A 20038-nucleotide genomic window follows, 5' to 3' on the forward strand; every position below is an offset into this window, starting at 1 on the left:
TCCCGGTATCACCCGAACGAGTGTCGGGAGACGGGATCTCCGTTCGGAGCCGGGTCGTTCTACGAGGTGCGGGGGCAGAACTCGGCGGTGAGTAAGGCGGGTTCGAGACCGGGATCTGCGATCGCGTCCGTGTTCACGCGGAAGGTGAGGACACGCCGGCCGTCGACGGTGGCTGCGGTGCGCACGTAGCTGCCGGATATGTGCCCGTTGTGCCCCCACACCGTCGTGCCGCACGGAAGCTTCTCAGGGAAGAGCCCCATGCCGTACGCGCCGTGTGCGGCACGGGTGTCGAGCATCTCGCGCAGCCAGTGCGGGGGCAGCAGACGGCCGCCCAGCAGGGCCGCGTAGAAGCGGTCCAGGTCGGCGAGTGTGGTCACCAACTCGCCCGCGGCTCCGGCCACCCGCGGGTCGAGTTCGGTGACGTCGGTTCCGTCGGCGGCGTAGGCGCGGCCGTGCGGAGAGGGCAGCGAGGTACGGGACCCGGGGAAGGAGGTGCCCGCCAGACGCAGGGGGGTGATGATGCGGCGCTCCGCCTCGGTGGCGTACGAGTGGCCCGTGGTCCGGTGGATGACCATGCCGAGCAGGACGTAGTTGGTGTTCGAGTAGTGGAAGCGGCCGCGTTCGGCCGGGGGGTGGGTGAGAGCGAGGTTCAGGGCCTGACGGGGTGTGACGGGTGCGGTTCCGTCGGTGTCCGTGGTGAAGTCGTGCAGTCCGCTGGTGTGGGTGAGCAGGGAGCGCAGGGTCAGCGCGCGGCCGTCGTTGCCCGCTCCTCGCACCAGACCCGGCAGGTGCTGCTCCACCGTGTCGGACAGCGCCAGCCGGTGTTCGGCGGCCAGTTGCAGCACGACCGTCGCGATGAACGTCTTCGTGATGCTGCCGGCGCGGAAATGGTCCTGCCGGGAGATGCCGGGCCCCGTGCCGGCATAGCGGGTCGTGGTGCCCTCCCGGGCCAGCAGGGCCGCGGCCGGGGCCCTGCCCTGGGTCACCAGCAGCGGCAGCACCGCGTCGGTGGGCGGCATCGAGAGGGCGGAGGAGTCGGCCGGCGGCAGACCGAACAGGGCGGCGGCCACCGGCAGCGCCAGCAATGTCCGAAACGGCGGCATGCGGGCTCCTCCCTGATCAGGGCCCATCATGCAAGGCCGCGCTGCGCGGGCCGCACCCGGGTTCCGTGGGAGCGGACCCGCGGGTTCCCGCCAGGGGGCCCCTGGGCGCCGGGCACTTGTCGGGTGAGAGACAATGGAGGCTCTGTCAGGGCGGGTTGTATGAGGGGACGCATGTCGGAGGCGGAGCGGGCGGGCACATCTCGTCAGGACACTCGTCAGGACAACAGGGAGCGTCTCCTCGCGGGGCGTTACCGGCTGGGCAAGGTGCTCGGCCGGGGAGGCATGGGCACGGTGTGGCGGGCCCAGGACGAGACCCTCGGGCGGACGGTCGCCGTCAAGGAGCTGCGGTTCCCGTCGAACATCGACGAGGAGGAGAAGCGGCGTCTGATCACGCGGACGCTGCGCGAGGCCAAGGCGATCGCGCGGATCCGCAACAACAGCGCCGTGACGGTCTTCGACGTCGTCCAGGAGGACGACCGGCCCTGGATCGTGATGGAGCTCGTCGAGGGCAAGTCGCTCGCCGAGGTCATCCGGGAGGACGGTCTCCTCGAACCCAAGCGCGCCGCCGAGGTCGGGCTCGCCGTCCTCGACGTGCTGCGGTCCGCCCACCGCGAGGGCATCCTGCACCGTGACGTGAAGCCGTCGAACGTGCTGATCGCCGAGGACGGCCGGGTCGTGCTCACCGACTTCGGCATCGCCCAGGTCGAGGGCGACCCGTCCATCACCTCGACCGGCATGCTCGTCGGCGCGCCCTCCTACATCTCCCCGGAGCGGGCGCGCGGGCACAAGCCGGGCCCGGCAGCCGACCTGTGGTCCCTCGGCGGGCTGCTGTACGCGGCGGTGGAGGGCGCGCCGCCGTACGACAAGGGGTCGGCCATAGCGACCCTCACGGCCGTGATGACCGAGCCGCTGGAGGAGCCGAAGAACGCGGGCCCGCTGAAGGACGTCATCCACGGGCTGCTCACGAAGGACCCCGCGCAGCGGCTGGACGACGCGGGCGCCCGGGCGATGCTGAACTCGGTCCTGCGCGCGCCCGAGACGTCCGAGTCGGAGCCGCTGGACGCGACGAAGGTCGTGCCGCTGCCGGCACAGCCGGACCGGTCCTCCGGCAAGGGCGGTTCCTCGGGGTCCGGGGGGAAGCGGGGCGAGGAGGCCGGGGAGCGGTTGCGCGGGGCGCTGCGTTCCGTGCGCAAGGCCGCCGCGGGGACGGCTGCCGCGGGATCGGCCGCCGGTGCCACGTCCGGGGGCAAGTCCGGGGCCGCCAAGGGTGCTTCCCCGGCGGCGGGCACGGCCTCCGCGGAGCCGGACGGCGGTGCGGGCCGGGGCGGGGCCGCGGGTGCGTCCGGGACGCCGTCGGGCTCGGCGGCCGGCGCTGCCGGTGCCGGTGAGCGGAGTGGGCCGGAGTCGAAGACGGCGTCCGGGGGGCGGAGTTCGGGTTGGCCCGTCGTGCCGCCGCCGGACCTGCCGCCGCGGCCCGTGCCCCGGGCGCCGCTGACCGACGTGGTGCCGCGGCGGACTCTGGTGATCATCGCGGTGGTCGTGGTGCTCGCCGTGATCGGCACCGTGCTCGCGATCGTGCTCAACGGTGACGGCAAGGACTCGGAGGGTGCCTCCGGCGCGGGCGGCGGGAAGACCGTCGCGTCGGCGTCGAGCAGCGGCGACACCAAGGGCGACGACGAAGGCGGCACGCGCACGGACAGCGGGGCGACCCAGCCCGCCCCGTCCGGGTCCGCCTCGGACGGCAAGCCCGGCGGCGGGGCGAACGGTTCCCCGGACGAGGGCGGCACCGGCGGCGGGAAGGGCACCGCGGCGGAGTCGACTCACCAGGGCGACCAGGGGTACTCGATCGGTCTGCCCAAGGGGTGGAAGTACCGGTCCACGGGTGCGGCGGGCGACCGCTTCACCGGACCCGACGGGCAGAAGCTGCTCATCGCCTGGACGTCCACGCCCAAGGGCGACCCGGTGGCGGACTGGAAGAACCAGGAACGCTTCATGGTGCGCGCGCAGTACAAGAAGATCCGCATAGAGAAGGTGGACTACCGCAGTTGGAACACGGCCGACTGGGAGTTCACCTACACGGACGGCGGCACGAAGTACCGGACGATCGACCGGGGTTTCGTGGTCGACGAACGGCAGGGGTACGCGCTGATGTACACGGCGAAGGCGGCCGGCTGGGACGACGCGACCCGCAAGGAGACCTGGCGGACGCTGACGGCGACCTTCGAACCCAAGTCCTGAGCATGAGGCGTCCCGGGTTTGGGGAGTGAGATCTGGCATCACCGCATTGCGGGTTGCCTGCGGCACGTATCGTAAATGTTTGCGGACCGTGCGCAGCCGGAACGGACCGCGGGGCGAACGGATGTGACCGAACGGGCTGCCGGGGGAGGCAACGTGGACGACTACGCGGGCCGGGTGCTCGCCGACCGCTACCGCCTGCCGCTGCCGCCGTCCGACGAGTACGAACTCACCGAGACCCGGGCCTTCGACACCTACAGCGGACAGGAAGTCCTGGTCCGCCAGGTGCCGTTGCCCGAGGTGGTCGAGGCCGAGGTCCTCGACGCGGAGGGGCTGCCCGACGGTTTCACGGCGCGTGACGGTGGTGCGCGGCGTTCCGGTGCCCGCGCGGGCACCCGGCGGCCCACGGACCCGGTGGTGCGGCGCGCGGTCGAGGCCGCGCAGGCCGCGGCGGCCATTCCCGACCACCCCCGGCTCGACCAGGTCTTCGACGTGTTCGCCGAGGGCGGTTCCCTGTGGATCGTCAGCGAGCTGGTGGCCGCGCGCCCGCTGGCGGCGCTGCTCGCCGAGAAGCCGCTGACGCCCTACCGGGCGGCCGAGGTGGCCTCGGACGTCCTGATGGCCCTCCGGGTGCTGCACGCGCACGGCTGGGTGCACCGGAACATCACGGCGCGCACGGTACTCGTCTGCGACGACGGCCGGGTGATGCTGACCGGGCTGGCGGTGGGCGCGGCGGAGGAGGCCTTGTGCGGATATGACCCGGTTCCCGAACCGCCCTTCGAGGAATCCGGCCACGAGAGCGGCGCAGGGCCGGTCAACGGCGCGGGCGGTCCGGGCCCCGGACCCGTCGGTGGCATCGGCGGCGCGGGTGATCCCGAGGCCGCGCGCCGCGCCGCCATAGAGGCCCGGGAGGCCAGGGGACTGCCCTCGGCAGGGGGCGGGACCACGGGTGGCGGCCCGGTGGTACCGGCGCGCGGAGCGGTGGAGGAGAGCGGGGATCCCCGGGCGGCGCGTGCCGGGGCGATCGCGGCCTACCGGGCCGGCGCCCGGGCTGCCGCACGGGTGCAGGAGGCGCAGCAGGGCGGACGGGCGGCCCTGCCCGGAGCCCGTCCCGCACCGGACGGCGGGACCGCGCCCTACGGCAACGGATCGGCGCAGTCCCCGTACATCCCCGGGCAGGGCACCGCCCCCGGGGCCGTACCACCCGGGCGGATCGCAGACCCGTACGGCGTGGGCGGACATCCACGGACCACGGGATGGCACGGCGCCACCCCCCGCGTCACCACCGGCGGGGCGCCGGTGCCGCAGGGCCGGGAGCAGGCGGCGCTCCCCCCGGCCCCGGACACGGCGGACCACGGCGAGTCGGCCCGCTGGGACGACCTGGTGGCCGGCACCCCCGCCCCCCGGCGCGGTCCGGCCACGGCGCTGGCCGCCGAGCGGGCGCGGCAGGCACGGATGGCCGTGGTCGGGCCCGTCACGGAACGCTGGGCGCCGGAGCAGGCCGGCCCCGTGCACGAGAACTGGCAGCTGGCCGCGCCGATCGGTCCCGCGACCGACCTCTGGGCGCTGGGCGCCCTGCTCTTCAGGGCCGTGCAGGGGCACGCGCCCTACCCGGAGGAGTCGACGGCCGAGCTGGTGCAGATGGTGTGCGCGGAACCGCCCGCGTACGCCGAGGAGTGCGGGCCGCTCCGGCCGGTCGTGGAGTCGCTGCTGCGGCAGGATCCCACCGAGCGCCTCGACTTCGAGGAAGTGCGCGGCTGGCTGCGCTCGCTGGTGCGATCGGCTCCCGAGCCGGAGGCCGGGGTGCACGTCGTGCCGACGCCGCCCGTGGACGCCCGGCGGCTGCCCGTCGTACGGCGCCGGGGCGAGCTCGTGCGCAGGAGGAAGGCCGGGCTGCCCGCCCATCACGGGCGGCACAAACGGGCCCGGAAGGAGTCCGGTTCGCCGCAGCGCCTCGGTCGCACCTTGCTCCTGCTGGTCCTGCTCGCGATGGCCGCCGCGATCGCCTACGCCATGCTCTTCATGCCCAAGTCGGGGACCGAGGGCGCGGACGGCGCCGACCGTACCGGTGCCGCCGGTGAGGTCAGCCAGGCGCCCGAGCCGGACGCCAGCAGTGAGCCCCGGCCCGATCAGACGTCTCCCGAGCCGGAGAAGAGCCCCAAGTCGTCGGCCGGCACCACCGAGACGCAGACCACCGGCCCGGACGTCGCCGACGGCTTCACCCTGCGCAAGGACTCGGCGGGCTTCCAGGTCGCCGTCGCCAAGGGCTGGGACCGCACCCCGCGGAGCGGCAGCGGACAGGTCGTCTACTCCAAGGGCGACTTCGAGCTCATCGTCGTGGCGGGCCGGGACAGCGCGTCGGAGTACGGCGACGACCCGATGGCCTACCAGCGGGAGAAGGAGCGCGAACTACAGCCGTACCGCGACTCCAGCTGGGCCACCTCCACCGGGCTGAAGACGATCGAGGTGGGCGGACGGACCATGGCCGAGGGCCAGTTCACCTGGACCGGCGGCGACGGGGGTGAACTGTACGTCCGCAACCTCGCGATGCTGGTCGACGGGCGCTACCACGTGGTCCAGGTGCGCGGCCCGGAGTCGGAACGCGACGAGGTGACGCGGCTGTACGAGCAGGCGGCCGCCACGTACAAGGTGACGGGGTGAGCGACCGGCGCGCCGTCTGTACGCCGCCGTTCACCCTCTGGTTGCCTCCCGTCACGGCAGTCGACAACCGTCACAGTGCGGTCACCGTGGTACCCCGCTTGTTCCCAGGGTGAGGGCGGGTCCTTACGCTGACCCTGTCAAGACCATTGCGGGGCAACGTGAATCAGATGCAGGGCCTGCTCGTCGCGGGCCGCTACCGGCTGGCCGAAAGCATCGGCAGTGGCGGCATGGGCCGGGTCTGGCGTGCACATGACGAGGTGCTGCACCGGTCGGTCGCCATCAAGGAGTTGACGGCCGCGCTCTACGTCTCCGAGAGCGAGCAGGCGATCCTGCTGGCCCGCACCCGGGCGGAGGCCAGGGCCGCCGCCCGGATCAACCACTCCGCGGTCGTCACGGTGCACGACGTACTGGAGCACGACGGCCGCCCGTGGATCGTGATGGAGCTGGTCGAGGGCCGCTCCCTGGCCGACGCGGTCAAGGAGGAGGGGCGCGTCGAGCCGCGCGAGGCCGCCCGCATCGGCCTCTGGGTGCTGCGGGCCCTGCGCGCCGCGCACACCGCCGGGGTCCTGCACCGCGACATCAAGCCGGGCAACGTCCTTCTGGCCCGCGACGGACGTGTGCTGCTCACGGACTTCGGCATCGCGCAGATCGAGGGCGACACGACCATCACGCGCACCGGAGAGGTCGTCGGCTCGGTCGACTACCTGGCGCCCGAGCGGGTGCGCGGCCACGACCCGGGCCCCTCCTCCGACCTGTGGGCGCTCGGCGCGACGCTGTACACGGCGGTGGAGGGCCGGTCGCCGTTCCGCCGCACCACGCCCCTGACCACCATGCAGGCCGTGGTCGAGGAGGAGGCCGCCGAACTCCGGCACGCCGGCCCGCTCGCGCCGGTCGTCACCGCCCTGCTGCGCAAGGACCCGGCCACCCGGCCCGACGCGTCCGAGGCCGAGCAGATGCTCGCCGAGGCCGCGGAGGGGCGACGGCCGAACGGGGCGCAGGCGTATGTGCCGACGCAGTACGGAGGGCCGTCGCCGTACGCAGGGGCGACGCCGTACCGGGACACCCACAGCGGCACGGGGGCGGGGACGGCCACCACGGGCACCTCCGGCTCCGGACACCCGGGCACGGGCCAGGCCGGCTCCGGACACCCGGGCACCGGCCAGACCGGCTCCGGACACGCGGGCACGGGCCGGGCCGGCTCCGGACACCCGGGCACCGGCTTCAGCACCGGCTCCGGTTCGCACACCGGGACACCCCTCCCGCCCCTGGCCGGCACCCCGGCCACCGGGGCGTCCGCGGCCGGTACCGCGCCCTACGGCCCGGCCGGCCCGGCCGACCCGGCCGGTTCCGGGGGCCCCGCCGGCCCCACCGTCGTCGGCCCGACGGCGACCGGCCCGCAGCCGGCCGGTTCGGGCAGGCGCCGCCGGCTGCGCACCCTCGCCCTGGTCGTCGCGCTCGCGGCCATCATCGGCGGAGGCACGGCCGTGGTGCTCCAGCAGTGGAACGGGAGCCGGCCGTCGCAGAGCGCAGGCTCCGACGGCCAGAACCCCACGGATCGGCCCGGCAGTTCGGTTCCGGCCAGCTGGACCCGCTACGACGACCCCGCAGGATTCAGCCTCTACCTGCCCAAGGGCTGGAAGCGCAAGCCCTTCGGCAAGCAGGGCGAGCTCAAGCAGATCGACTACTCGCCGGACGGCGGCCGGCACTTCGTCCGCATCGCCGTCGACACGTCCCCGGACTTCGCCGACCCCTACGCGCACCAGCTCGACCTGGAGCAGCAGCTTCAGGGACTGGTCGACTACAAGCGCGTCACGCTGGAGCGCAACGTCTACCGTGACCGGGAGAGCGCCCGGTGGGAGTACACCTGGACCGCCCAGCCCAAGGACATCAAGTTCCCCGGCCCGCGCCGGGCCGTCGAGGAGACCTACGTCGCCCGCGACGGCACCGAGTACGCGCTCTACATGTCGGTCCCGGCCGCGGACTGGGCGACCGCGCGCAAGCAGTTCACCTCGCTGCTCCAGGGCTGGCAGGAGAAGACCTCCTGAAGCAGGGGCACTTGGACGACGGGCTGTCTGTTTCGGCCAGCCGTCCCTCGCCGCCCCGGAGTGGTTCCGTCCGTTGGGGCATGATGGCCGCATGGGGACCGAGGGGCACAACAGGCGTGTCATCGCGGGCCGTTACCGGCTCCAGGAGAAACTCGGTCGCGGAGGCATGGGTGTGGTCTGGCGGGCGACCGACCAGCTGCTGGGCCGGAGCGTGGCCGTCAAGGAACTCCCCTACGACGAGACGCTCTCCGCAGCGCAGGCGCGCCGGCAGCGGGACCGCACGCTGCGTGAGGCCCGGGCCGTCGCCCAGCTGAGCCACCCGCACATCATCGTCGTCCACGATGTCGTGGAGGACGGTGAACGCCCGTACATCGTCATGGAGTTGATCGAGGGCGGTTCGCTCGCCGACCGGCTCGCGCAGCGGGGCCCGGTCGACGCCGCCGAGGCGGCCCGCATCGGCATCGCCCTGCTCGGCGCGCTGGGCGCCGCGCACGCGGCCGGCGTACTGCACCGTGACCTCAAGCCGGACAACGTGCTGCTGGAGACCGGCACCGACCGGGTCGTCCTCACCGACTTCGGGATCGCCCAGGTCGCGGGCGCCCCCACGCTCACCGAGAATGGGGCCTTCGTCGGCTCGCCCGAGTACACCGCGCCCGAGCGGATGTCCGGAGTGCGGACCGGGCCCGAGTCCGACCTGTGGTCGCTGGGCGCGCTGCTGTGCGCCGCCCTCAGCGGTGAGTCGCCGTTCCACCGCGACTCCCTGGGCGGCATCCTGCACGCCGTCGTCGTGGGCGACATCCAGCCGCCCGTGCAGGCCGGGCCGCTCCTGCCCGTCGTACGCGGCCTGCTGGAGCGCGATCCGGACCGGCGGCTGGACGCGGACCGGGCCGAGCGGATGCTCCAGGCCTTCCGCGACACCGGCCGTACACCGCCGGTGCCGCCGGCCGGGTACGGTTCGTCGCCGGCGGCGGGGGACGTACCGCGCCGGCCGCCGCCGGATTCCGCCGGAGGGCCAGCGCCCGGGACGCCCGCGGTCCTGCCCGCGCCGGGTCGTCCGGAGGAGCCCTTCCTGCGCCAGCCCACGCGGCGCGTGCTCATCGCGGCGCTGCTGGTCGCCGCGATGGCGGGGGCGGGGGTGTCCGCGGCGGCGCTGCTGCGGGAGGAGGGCACGGGGGACGGCGGCCCCACGCCGACGCGTTCCGCGACGAACAAGCCGAAGACGCCGGCACCCGGGACCGCTTCGCCGAAGACGCCGGCACCCGGGGCCACTTCGCCGAAGACGCCGGAACCCGGGGCCACTTCGCCGAAGACGCCGGAACCCGGGACCGCTTCGCCGAAGACGCCGGAACCCCGGCCGGCCTCCCCGAGCACGGCCGCGCCCAGCCCGTGACCACCACCCGACCAGTCGAACCGGTACAAAGGGGAGAGCGGTCCCCTGGTGAAGTCACGGGTCTGTGACCGGCTCGCGTCCTTTGTGGATCCGCGGGCGGTTGCCGCGATATGGATGAACCCATGAGCAGCGACGGGGGAGCCCGATCCGGGGCCGACGAGCCAACGAGTTTTTGCACTGCAACCGCCGAACCAGCAGGCGCCGGTACCGGGCGATCCCTACGCCACACCGGCCGTGTCGCCCACTCACGTCGTGCCCGCGCAGTCGGCTCAGGGGCCCGGGGGCCCTGGTGCGGGGCGGCTCATCGCGGGGCGTTACCGGCTGCTGGCCAAGCTCGGGCACGGCGGCATGGGCACGGTGTGGCGGGCCAAGGACGAGACGGTGGACCGGGAGGTCGCCGTCAAGGAACCCCGCGTCCCGGAGCATCTTCCCGAACGCGAACGTGCCAACGCCTTCGAGCGAATGCGTCGCGAAGCCCGGGCGGCAGCCCGGCTGGACCACCCGGCGGTGGTCGACGTGCACGATGTCGCGGTCGTGGAGGACCAGCCCTGGATCGTGATGGAGCTGGTGCGGGGCCGCTCCCTGGGAGACGCGCTCCAAGAGGGCACCCTCTCCACGCGCGAGGCCGCCCGGATCGGCCTGGAGGTGCTCGGCGCACTGGAGGCCGCGCACGCGGCGGGGATCCTGCACCGTGATGTGAAACCGGACAACGTGCTGCTCGGCCGGTACGACCGGGTCGTCCTCACGGACTTCGGGATCGCCCGGATCGAGGGCGAGACCAATCTGACCGACACGGGCGGGTTCGTCGGCTCGCCCGAGTACATCGCGCCCGAGCGCGTCCTGGGGCAGCGCCCGGGGCCGGCCAGCGACCTGTGGTCGCTCGGCGTGGTGCTGTACGCGGCGACGGAGGGCGTCTCGCCGTTCCGCCGCAGCAACACCCCGGCCACGCTCCAGTCCGTCCTCAACGCCACGCCCGCACCGCCGGCCTCCGCTCCGGGCCCGCTCGCCGAGGCCATCAACGGCCTGCTGGACAAGGACCCGGCCCGCCGCCCGAACGCCGCCCGGGTACGTGCCCTGCTGGAGGCGGCCGCGAACCCGCCCGCCGCCCAGGCCACGCAGGCCGTGCGGGTCACCACGGGCCCGGGCGGTGGCGGCCGGGGCGTCCGGCTCGGCCGCAAGGCCTGGCTCGGACTGGGCGCCGCGGCCGTCGCGGCGGCGGTGACGGCGTACCTGGTGATCGCCGACCCGTTCGCCGGACCGCTGCCCGAGGGCTGGGAGATGAAGCAGGAGAAGGATCTGGCCGCGTCGCTCGCCGTCCCCGCCGGGTACGAGCGGACCGTGCCCGACCGGAAGTCCGACCGGGGTCACTGGGTCACGTACAGCGACCGGAGCGGCAGCGTCTGGATCAACCTGAGCCTGGAGAAGAAGGCCGAGGACACCGGCGGCAACATCGCGGGCTCGGCGGCCGCCGAGATGTACGACGACGACACCCGGTTCAAGGAGAGCGGCAGCTACGAGCTGGACATGGACGAGGGGCCGAAGAAGACGGACACCCGGGAGACCACATACCGGGAGAAGAAGGCCGCCCGTAACACCGTCCCCTTCACGACCGACGACAGCGAGAACCCACGCCCCCGGGAGTGCCAGATCTTCTACTACCGGACCCCCGGCGGCGACATGTACAAACTCACCGTCAGCTACCCGGACAAGAGCGACTTCACCGCCCGTGGGCGCGAGGTGGCGAGCACCGCGATCGCGAATCTGGACATTGACAAGACCTGATTCCGCCCCTTCAACTGCGCCGGACACGGCCCGCGTCGACAAGGAAGCGCCCGGCGGGGTACTGATGGGGCATGAGCAACGACGGGGGCGGGACGGACGACGCCCGGGGCCGGCTGGTCGGTGGGCGCTACCGGCTGGTCGAGCGCATCGGCTCCGGCGGCACCGGCACCGTCTGGCGGGCCCTCGACGAACTCGAACAGCGTGAAGTCGCCGTCAGACAGCCGCGGTTGCCGGGCGGCCCGCAGGACGAGAGCCACCGGCGGGCGGCCCACCGGCTGCACCGAGAGGCCCGGGCCGCCGCCCGCGTCGACCATCCCGCCGCCGTCACCATCCACGACGTGGTCGTCGAGGCGGAGCAGCGGGACGAACACCCGGGCCCCGTGGGCCCCGACGAACTCGACGCGACCGAGACGCTCGACGGACTGCCGTGGATCGTCATGGAGCTGGTGCCCGGCGAGTCCCTCGACGACAGACTCCGGCGCGGCCCGGTGGACGTGCCCGAAGCCGCCCGGATCGGCCTCGCCGTCCTCGGTGCCCTGCGGGCCGCGCACGCGGTCGGTATCGTGCACCGGGACGTGAAGCCCGCCCATGTGCTGCTCGGCCCGCACCGGCGCGTCGTCGTCACCGACTTCGGCATCGCCCATGTGCAGGGCGAGGACCTGCTCACCGCGAGCGGGGAGGCCACCGCCGTCCCGCCGGAGTTCGTCGCCCCCGAGCGGATGTCCGGCCGCATCGCGGGGCCCGCCTCCGACCTGTGGTCCCTGGGCGCCCTGCTGTACGCGGCCGTCGAGGGCGCGTCCCCGTTCCTGCGGGCCACGCCGGAGGCAACGCTCGAAGCGATCCTCGCCGCCGAGCCGCCCGAACCGACTCGCGCCGGACCCCTCGGGCCGCTGATCGCACGGCTGCTGGTGCCGGACCCCGATCGGCGGCCGGATGCCGAGGAGGTCGCGAAGGAACTGGAGGCGGTGGCGGGACCCGCACCGGCCGAGGTTGCAGGGCGGACGGCCGAGCACCTACGGAAGCCGGACGACCGGGCCGCGTCCCGGCCCGACCCGGTGCCCGCCGCCGTGGCCGCAACCGTGCCCGACGTGCCTGCCGTTCAGTCCGTCCCCGCCCCCGCAGCCCCGCCCGTCCACGACACGCAGCACGACCCCATACCCGCCAAACGCCAGAGCCTCCTGCGCCCCGGCCCCCTCGCCCTCCTCTCCGCACTGCTCGCCGGCGGCATAGGGGCCGTCACGCAGCTCGCCGAGACCAGCAGCGCGGAGAGCGCCGGGCAGGCCGCCGACGCGACCGACGTCTGGAGCCCGCACCCCGAGCCGGACATGGCGGCCGTTCTCCATCTGCCGCGCCACTACCGCCCCCTCGACCGGACCGGCAGTGCCGCCGACCAGCCCCGCACCGTGCTCTACGGCGACGAGCGGACCGGCACCATCCAGGTCCGGCTCCTCTTCTGGGACAGGGCACCGGCCTCCCCGGCTGACCAGGCCGTCAAGACGCGGCAGCCCGGGGAAGAGACCCGGTACACCCGCACCAGCGTCCAGGGCCACGAAGCCGCCCTCGCCGACACCACGTACCGCCGGGGCGAGACCCCCAGGCGCCTCCTGCGGCTGGTCGTCCGCACCGATGACGACCGCATGTACGAACTGCGTGTCGACATGCCCCGGGGCACCCCGGAAGAGGAAGAGGGCACCTCTGTGTTCGAGGGGGCCCGGGACCGGCTCGGGATCGTAAAAGGCTGAATCACACCCGCTGGTCACGCACAACGTCCTGATCAGCGCGTTTGTTGCCAGCAGTCACTGGCGTCGTGTGTGCACTCGGTGAAGCCGTATTACCGACGGGTACCCAAAGCCTCCGTCCCGGCATACCCTGCGCCTCATGACGGACGCGCAGGCCGCCGAGAAGACGGCAGAGACCGGCACGGCACAGACCGGCACGAACCCCCTCGCCCCCGCCCCGGAGGGCGCCCGCACCGCCGCGGACGTGGTGACGCCGGAGCTGGTCGCCCAGCTGACCAAGGGTGTGACCGGCTCCGGCCGGACCGCCAACCACACGCCGTTCACCGGCGAGAAGCTGGCGGACCTCCCCGAGTCGACGCCCGAGGACGTGGCGGAGGCCTTCGAACTGGCCCGCGCCGCCCAGGCCGTGTGGGCGCAGACCCCGGTGCGGCAGCGCGCCGCCGTCCTGCTCCGCTTCCACGACCTGGTGCTGGAGCGCCAGGCCGAGGTGCTCGACCTCATCCAGCTGGAGACCGGCAAGGCCCGGCTGCACGCCCACGAGGAGGTCCAGGCCGTCGCGGTCGCCGCCCGGCACTACGGCCGCAAGGCGCCCGCCTACCTGCGTCCCAAGCGGCACGCCGGCGCCGTGCCGACCCTCACGAAGGTCACCGAACTGCGCCACCCGCGCGGTGTCGTGGGCCAGATCGCCCCCTGGAACTACCCCCTGGAGCTGTCGGTCGGCGACGCGCTCCCGGCCTTCGTCGCCGGCAACGCCGTCGTCATGAAGCCGGACACCGAGACCTGCCTGACCGCCCTGTGGGCCCGTGACCTGCTCATCGAGGCCGGGCTGCCCGCCGACGTCTTCCAGGTCGTCATCGGCGACGGCCCGGTCGTCGGCCCGGAGGTCGTCCGGCACGCCGACTACGTCTCCTTCACCGGCTCCACCCGCACCGGCCGCGAGGTCGCCCAGGGCGCCGCCGCGCGGCTGGTCGGCGTCTCCCTCGAACTCGGCGGCAAGAACGCCATGCTGGTGCTGGAGGACGCCGACATCGAGAAGGCCGCGGCCGGAGCGGTCCGCGCCTGCTTCTCCTCCGCGGGCCAGCTCTGCATCTCCATCGAGCGGCTCTTCGTCCACGAGTCGATCGCGGACGCCTTCCTGGAGCGCTTCGCCGCCCGGACGAAGGCCATGCGCCTCGGCACGTCCCTGGCGTACGGCGCCGACATGGGCTCCCTGGTCGGGGAACGCCAGCTCGAAACGGTCACCCGGCACGTCGAGGAGGCCGTCGCCAAGGGCGCGAAGGTCGTCGCGGGCGGTGTGGCGCGCCCGGACATCGGCCCGTACTTCTTCGAGCCCACGATCCTCGACGGTGTCGCCACGGACATGTCCGTCTGCGGTGAGGAGACCTTCGGCCCGGTCGTGTCGGTCTACCGCTTCACCGACGAGGACGAGGTCATCGAGTGCGCCAACGCCACCGCGTACGGCCTCAACTCCTCGGTGTGGACGAAGAACGGCCGCCGCGGCCAGGAGGTCGCCGCCCGGCTGCGCACCGGCACGGTCAACATCAACGAGGGCTACGCCCCCGCCTACGGCAGCGTCCAGTCCCCGATGGGCGGCATGAAGGACTCGGGCCTCGGCCGCCGCCACGGCTCCGAGGGCATCCTCAAGTACACCGAGGCCCAGACGGTCGCCCACCAGCGCGTGCTCCCCATGGCCCCCTCGCTGGGCATGGACGACGAGAAGTACGCCCGGTTCATGAGCCGCAGCCTCCGCCTGATGAAGGCGTTCGGGTTCCGGTAGACCACCCGCACCACCCGCACTGCACACTCGAAGGGGAGACGGCACGTGCCTCAGGACGCTTACGACTACGACGTCATCGTCGTGGGTTCCGGATTCGGCGGCTCGGTGACCGCCCTGCGCCTCACCGAGAAGGGCTACCGCGTAGGCGTCCTGGAGGCCGGCCGGCGCTTCACCCGCGAGACCCTCCCCAAGAACTCCTGGGACCTCAAGAACTACCTCTGGGCGCCGAAGCTCGGCATGTACGGCATCCAGCGCATCCACCTCCTCGGCAACGTCATGGTCCTGGCGGGCGCGGGCGTCGGCGGCGGTTCCCTCAACTACGCCAACACCCTCTACGTCCCGCCGAAGCCGTTCTTCGAGGACCCCCAGTGGCGTGACATCACCGACTGGCAGGAGGAGCTGAAGCCGTACTACGACCAGGCCCGCCGCATGCTGGGGGTACGGCTCAACCCGACCATGACGCCCTCGGACGTCCACCTGAAGGCCGCCGCGGAGCGGATGGGCTGCGGCGACTCCTTCCACATGGCTCCGGTCGGCGTCTTCTTCGGTGACGGCGAGGACGCCGACGGCACGGTGAAGGCCGAGCCCGGCCAGGAGGTGCCCGACCCGTACTTCGGCGGCGCGGGCCCCTCCCGCAAGGCCTGCGCGGAGTGCGGCGAGTGCATGACCGGCTGCCGGCACGGCGCGAAGAACACCCTCAACGAGAACTACCTGCACCTCGCCGAGAAGGCCGGGGCGGTCGTCCACCCCATGACGACGGTCGTGTCGCTCACCGACGACTCGCGCGGCGGCTTCGCCGTCGCCACCCTGCCCACCGACGACCGCGGCAAGAAGAAGGGCCGCACCTTCACGGCCCGCAGGGTCGTCCTCGCCGCCGGCACCTACGGCACCCAGACCCTGCTGCACCGCATGAAGGCGGGCGGTCAGCTGCCGCATCTCTCCGACAGGCTGGGGGAGCTGACCCGCACCAACTCCGAGGCCCTGGTCGGCGCCCAGACCGACGACCGGCGCTACCGCAAGGCGCACGGCGCGCCGAAGGCCGACTTCACCCGGGGCGTGGCCATCACGTCCTCCATCCACCCGGACGCGAACACCCACATCGAGCCGGTCCGCTACGGCAAGGGCTCCAACTCGATGGGCGGCCTGTCCATCCTCCAGGTGCCGTACGCGGGGACGAACTCGGGCAGCTCGCGGGTCCTGGGCTTCCTCGCCAACGCCGCGAGGCACCCGCTGCTGGTGCTGCGCTCCCTGTCGAACCGCCGCTGGTCGGAGCGGACCATCATCGGCCTGGTGATGCAGTCGCTGGACAACTCCCTGACGACGTACGTGAAACCGTCGGGCGTCGGCCGCGGCCTGCTCACCGCCCGGCAGGGCCACGGCGCCCCCAACCCCAAGCAGATCAAGGCCGCGACGGAGGGCGCGTCGGCACTCGCCGCCGAGATCAACGGCTTCGCGGGCTCCAATGTCGGCGAACTGATGGGCACCCCGCTCACGGCCCACTTCCTCGGCGGCTGCCCCATCGGCGATTCCCGCGAGTCCGGGGTGATCGACCCGTACCACCGCCTCTACGGCCACCCCGGCATCTCCGTCGTCGACGGCGCCGCGGTCTCCGCCAACCTGGGCGTCAACCCGTCCCTCACCATCACCGCCCAGGCCGAGCGGGCCATGTCGTACTGGCCCAACAAGGGCGAGGAAGACCCGCGCCCGCAGCAGGGCACCTACGAGCGTCTCCAGCCCGTCGAGCCGAAGTCCCCGGCGGTCCCGGCGGAGGCGTTCGGCGCGCTGCGGCTGCCGTTCCTCGGCATGCCGGCGGTGCCGCCGAAGCAGTAGCCGAAGTCGGCAAGCAGAAGACGGACCTGCGCCCCCCTCCGAGCGCAGGTCCGTCTTCTGCTTGGTGCCGCGGCCTGTGCCGGCCGCTGTGGCTTACGCCTGCGCGCCGGCCTTGCGGCGACGGACGACGAAGATCGCGCCGGCACCGGCGACGACCGCGGCACCGCCGACGAGGCTGATCATCGGCAGCGCGGAGCTGGAGCCGGTCTCGGCGAGGCTGCCGGTGACCTCCGGCGTGTTGCCGCTCGGCTTCTCGTCGGTGACGGGGGCCTTGCCGCCTTCCTGCGGCTTGGTGCCGCCGGTGTCCGTACCGGAGGAGACGATCTGGAACTTGTACGACACGTCACCGAAGCCGGTGCACTCGGCGTCGTTGTCGCCGTAGATCGTCGCGCCGAGCGAGAAGCCGGCGCCGACCGGGGCGGACTTGCTGACGTTGAGGCGCAGCGGGATGTTGACCTGGTACTCGGGCTTCAGCTCGTCGGTGTAACCGACGTAACCGACCGCGTAGCCGCCCTCGTTGAGGTCGACCCAGATCTTGTCCTGGGGGTCCCAGGCCTGGAGCCGGACCTGCTTGCTGGAGAACAGCTCCTCGCCGTTCTTGTCGGGGGAGGCCCCGGCGAAGAAGTCGAGGTCGTTCAGCGTCGAGTCGGAGTTGTTCAGCACGTTCAGCGAGAACTTGTGCCAGCCGCTGCCCGCCGCGATCTTGCCGGGCAGGCCGGAGATGCTGACGTCGACCTTGGTGTCCTCACAGATCGAGGGCTCGGGGTCCGGGGACTCCGACTCCTCGGGCTCGGAGGCGGAGGGCGCCGGGGAGGACTCGCTCGCGGACGCGCTCGGCGAGCTGGACGTCTCGGGAGCGGACTCGCTCACGGAGGCGCTCGGAGTCGGCGTCGTCTCGGCGGGGGTGGACTCGGTCGCCGACGGCGAGGGCGACGTCTCGGGAGCGGACTCGCTCACCGACGCGCTCGGCGTGGGCGTCGTCTCGTCGGTCGCGTACGCGGCCGGTGCCGCGAGCAGTGCCACCGGGGCTATGACCGCCGTAGCGGCCGCTGCTGCCATGGCGCGGCGAAGCTTCATGAAGACCTCGGAAAGTCCGGCGTACCGCGGGATGCGGCACGAACGTTGGGGGAGGCCTCCGCGTGTGGGGCGCGGGAGTGGCCCTTGGTTCGGCAGGTTTGATCCGTGAAACCTGTGAATGGTTGTGCCGGCATTCACAGAATTCTTATGTGGGCTGAGTCACACAGAAGACCTTCCGGTGAAGTCTTGTGAAGGCGCTTTTCGCCCGCTTAGATCTTGACTTCGTGTCAGAAAAGCCGTCCGACGATCAGCCGTCGGCCTCGGAGATCCCCGACGACGTCTGGGAACAGTTCACCCGTGACACCGAACGGGACATCCGTTCCTCCGCTCCCAAGGAGCCGTCCGCGCGGGCCCGCATGGTGACCGAGCGGCTGCGCGAACAGGACGCCCGGGGCGAGGTGCCGCCCGGGTGGCGCACCGGTCCGGCCATGGGGGTCCCCCCTGGTCGAGCGAAGTCGAGAGCTTGGGGGAAGGAGATGAACGGCCGCGCCGCCCGGCGCCGCAAGCTGTGGGCCGTGCTCGGTGTGCCCGTCGCCGTGGCCGTGGCGCTGGTGGCGCTGAAGCCCTCGCTGCTGCCCGGCGACCCCTTCGGCACCGGGGAACCCCGGGCCGCCGAGGCCTCACCGCTGCCCGCCGAGTCGACGGCGCCCACCGCCGCGCCCGGTGCTTCGGACCCTGAAACCCCCACCCTGGACCGGCCCTTCGCCGGCTCACCTGCCGAGCGCTGGGCCGACGGCGAGGCCGGCATCGTCCTGCCCGAGGCGAAGGCCGTCGGAGCGGTCTCCCGGGGCCGGGTGGAAGAGGCGCTGAAACTGACGAAGAAGCTGCTGGTGGGCGCCAATCTCGACCCGAAGACCGTACGCGGGGCCCGCCCCACGGCCGCGCTCTCCGTGCTCGACCCCAAGCAGCCCGCGCTCCTCGACGATCTCGACACCGGCCTGCGCTCCCCGAGCGAGGAGCACGACCCGGTGACGCTGTTCAGCCGCTTCGACCCCGACGAGGTACGGCCGGCCGGCGACGTGATCAAGACCCGTGGGCGCATGACGTTCAAGAAGGGCACGCAGGGAGGTGTGGCCGTGCGCGCCGACTACACCTTCGTCTACCCCGTCGTCCGGGCGGACGGCCCCACCGAGGTCACCCGCACCATCGTGCGCCGGGTCCTCGACGTCGAACTCGCCGACCCCGGCCGCTACCAGGTCACCCCCGGCCGCCTGCTCCTCATGCACTACGACCAGGAGATAGGCAACTCCTCCTGCTTCGTCAACGACGGCTACCTGCACCCGGAGTTCTCGTCGAGCAGGTCCGCGGGCCCCGAGCCGAGCGGCCCGGCGACGGACCCGTACGACCGGAGCAGGGAGCTCGAACGCGGCGACGGCGGCGACTGCGGGACGGTCACGCGCACCTGAGCAGAGCGAAGGGCCCCGCGGGGTGGAGCCGCGGGGCCCTTCTTCTCGTCAGCACCGACGTCAGGGCAGCGCCGGTGCCTGGAAGCGGCGCCGGGGGGTGCGCCGCTGGTCTGTACCTCTGGCAATGGGGCAATGCGGGGGTCCGCGGGGGGACTTGGACCGTGTAGGCATCGTGCTGGATGAATGCGGCGCCCGCAACCGTTTGACCCAGACTTGTGCATTTATGCAAGGTCCGCCGGTCGGCCCCGGGCGTCCCCGGAGCCGACCGTCTCTTGGGTGACCGGGCTGCTGTCCCCTGCCGTCCGGTCACTTTCCTGGAGCGAGGTCCCACGACGCACGGCACGATCCGTGCGTCTCATCGCTCCAGTGAGCCACGCGTGGTTCTTTCGGGCCCGCCCCTGGCTGGCACGGACACCGGGACCAACGAGATGCCGCGGGGGCGGTCACGCGCCGTCCGGGTGAGGAGGGGTCGTACGTCTGTCCCGCGAATGTGGTTTCAGATCTTGCCCCGGCACAGCTCCAGCAGGGTCATCGCGAGCGCGGTGCCGGGCTTGCCCAGCGCCTCCCTGTAGTGGCCGAGCACGTCCATCTCGCGGGACAGGTTCACGCGCCGGCCGCCGGAGGCGATCCGGGCTTCCTGGATGACGGCCGAGACGGCCACCCGTTCCTGGATCAGGCCGATGATCCGGTCGTCGAGGGCGTCGATGCGCTCGCGGGCTCCGGTGATCACGCCGGCGGCTTCGGTGGTGCGGGCGCCGGTCACGTCGATGGCGGTCATAGGGGGCTCCTCGTCGTCAGGGGCTGCCCCGGGGCGGCACGGCCCGGACGAACGCAGGCGCCCCGGGCCTTGTCGGCCCGGGGCGCCTGGGAAGTCGCTTGTCAGTTGCTCAAGCAGCACGACCATGGCGTCCGGCGGGCCGGATGCCATAGGTAAAGACGAACGTCTGGTGCTTGAACATGGGGGCAAGTATGCACCGCCCCCGGGGGCCGTCC

11 protein-coding genes and 1 pseudogene are annotated in these 20038 nt (G+C 72.9%); 9 read left to right on the forward strand and 3 right to left on the reverse strand.

From position 1 onward, the window contains the following. Positions 1-59: 59 nt before the first annotated feature. Positions 60-1103: a serine hydrolase domain-containing protein gene (locus AB0E85_RS06780; protein ID WP_361923283.1), complete on the reverse strand. Its 1044-nt coding sequence runs from the start codon at positions 1101-1103 to the stop codon at positions 60-62. 171 nt (positions 1104-1274) lie between these two features. Between AB0E85_RS06780 and AB0E85_RS06785 the strand changes: the two genes are divergently transcribed. The 8 genes and pseudogenes from AB0E85_RS06785 to AB0E85_RS06820 all read left to right on the forward strand — a co-directional run bounded on the left by AB0E85_RS06785 (position 1275) and on the right by AB0E85_RS06820 (position 16562). After that, positions 1275-3341, forward strand: a complete 2067-nt coding sequence (locus AB0E85_RS06785) for a serine/threonine-protein kinase (protein ID WP_361923286.1) — start codon at positions 1275-1277, stop codon at positions 3339-3341. Positions 3342-3494: 153 nt separating this feature from the next. Beyond that, a complete protein-coding gene (locus tag AB0E85_RS06790; protein WP_361923289.1) occupies positions 3495-5999 on the forward strand; it encodes a protein kinase in 2505 nt (834 codons plus the stop codon). A gap of 167 nt (positions 6000-6166) precedes the next feature. Next, on the forward strand, positions 6167-8044 hold the full coding sequence (locus tag AB0E85_RS06795) for a protein kinase (RefSeq protein WP_361923696.1): 1878 nt from the start codon (positions 6167-6169) through the stop codon (positions 8042-8044). Between the two features lie 91 nt (positions 8045-8135). Next, positions 8136-9284 (forward strand): annotated as a pseudogene (locus AB0E85_RS06800) (protein kinase); the annotation flags it as partial. A gap of 402 nt (positions 9285-9686) precedes the next feature. Next, on the forward strand, positions 9687-11216 hold the full coding sequence (locus AB0E85_RS06805; protein ID WP_361923292.1) for a serine/threonine-protein kinase: 1530 nt from the start codon (positions 9687-9689) through the stop codon (positions 11214-11216). 71 nt (positions 11217-11287) lie between these two features. Further along, positions 11288-12958, forward strand: coding sequence for a protein kinase (locus AB0E85_RS06810; protein WP_361923295.1), 1671 nt, complete (start codon positions 11288-11290; stop codon positions 12956-12958). A gap of 136 nt (positions 12959-13094) precedes the next feature. After that, complete coding sequence (locus AB0E85_RS06815) at positions 13095-14732, forward strand: succinic semialdehyde dehydrogenase (protein WP_361923298.1); 1638 nt, start codon at positions 13095-13097, stop codon at positions 14730-14732. 45 nt (positions 14733-14777) lie between these two features. Then, on the forward strand, positions 14778-16562 hold the full coding sequence (locus AB0E85_RS06820; RefSeq protein WP_361923301.1) for a GMC family oxidoreductase: 1785 nt from the start codon (positions 14778-14780) through the stop codon (positions 16560-16562). A gap of 93 nt (positions 16563-16655) precedes the next feature. Here the strand turns inward: AB0E85_RS06820 and AB0E85_RS06825 are convergent, their stop codons facing one another. Further along, positions 16656-17639, reverse strand: a complete 984-nt coding sequence (locus AB0E85_RS06825; RefSeq protein ID WP_361923304.1) for an LAETG motif-containing sortase-dependent surface protein — start codon at positions 17637-17639, stop codon at positions 16656-16658. Between the two features lie 224 nt (positions 17640-17863). Between AB0E85_RS06825 and AB0E85_RS06830 the strand changes: the two genes are divergently transcribed. Beyond that, on the forward strand, positions 17864-19045 hold the full coding sequence (locus tag AB0E85_RS06830) for a hypothetical protein (RefSeq protein ID WP_361923307.1): 1182 nt from the start codon (positions 17864-17866) through the stop codon (positions 19043-19045). Positions 19046-19541: 496 nt separating this feature from the next. Here the strand turns inward: AB0E85_RS06830 and AB0E85_RS06835 are convergent, their stop codons facing one another. Next, entirely contained in the window at positions 19542-19973 is a 432-nt protein-coding gene (locus tag AB0E85_RS06835) for a chorismate mutase (protein WP_361923310.1), read from the reverse strand. Between the last annotated feature and the right edge of the window lie 65 nt (positions 19974-20038).

It is taken from the genome of Streptomyces sp. NPDC029044, assembly GCF_040637495.1.
Taxonomy (GTDB): Bacteria; Actinomycetota; Actinomycetes; order Streptomycetales; family Streptomycetaceae; genus Streptomyces.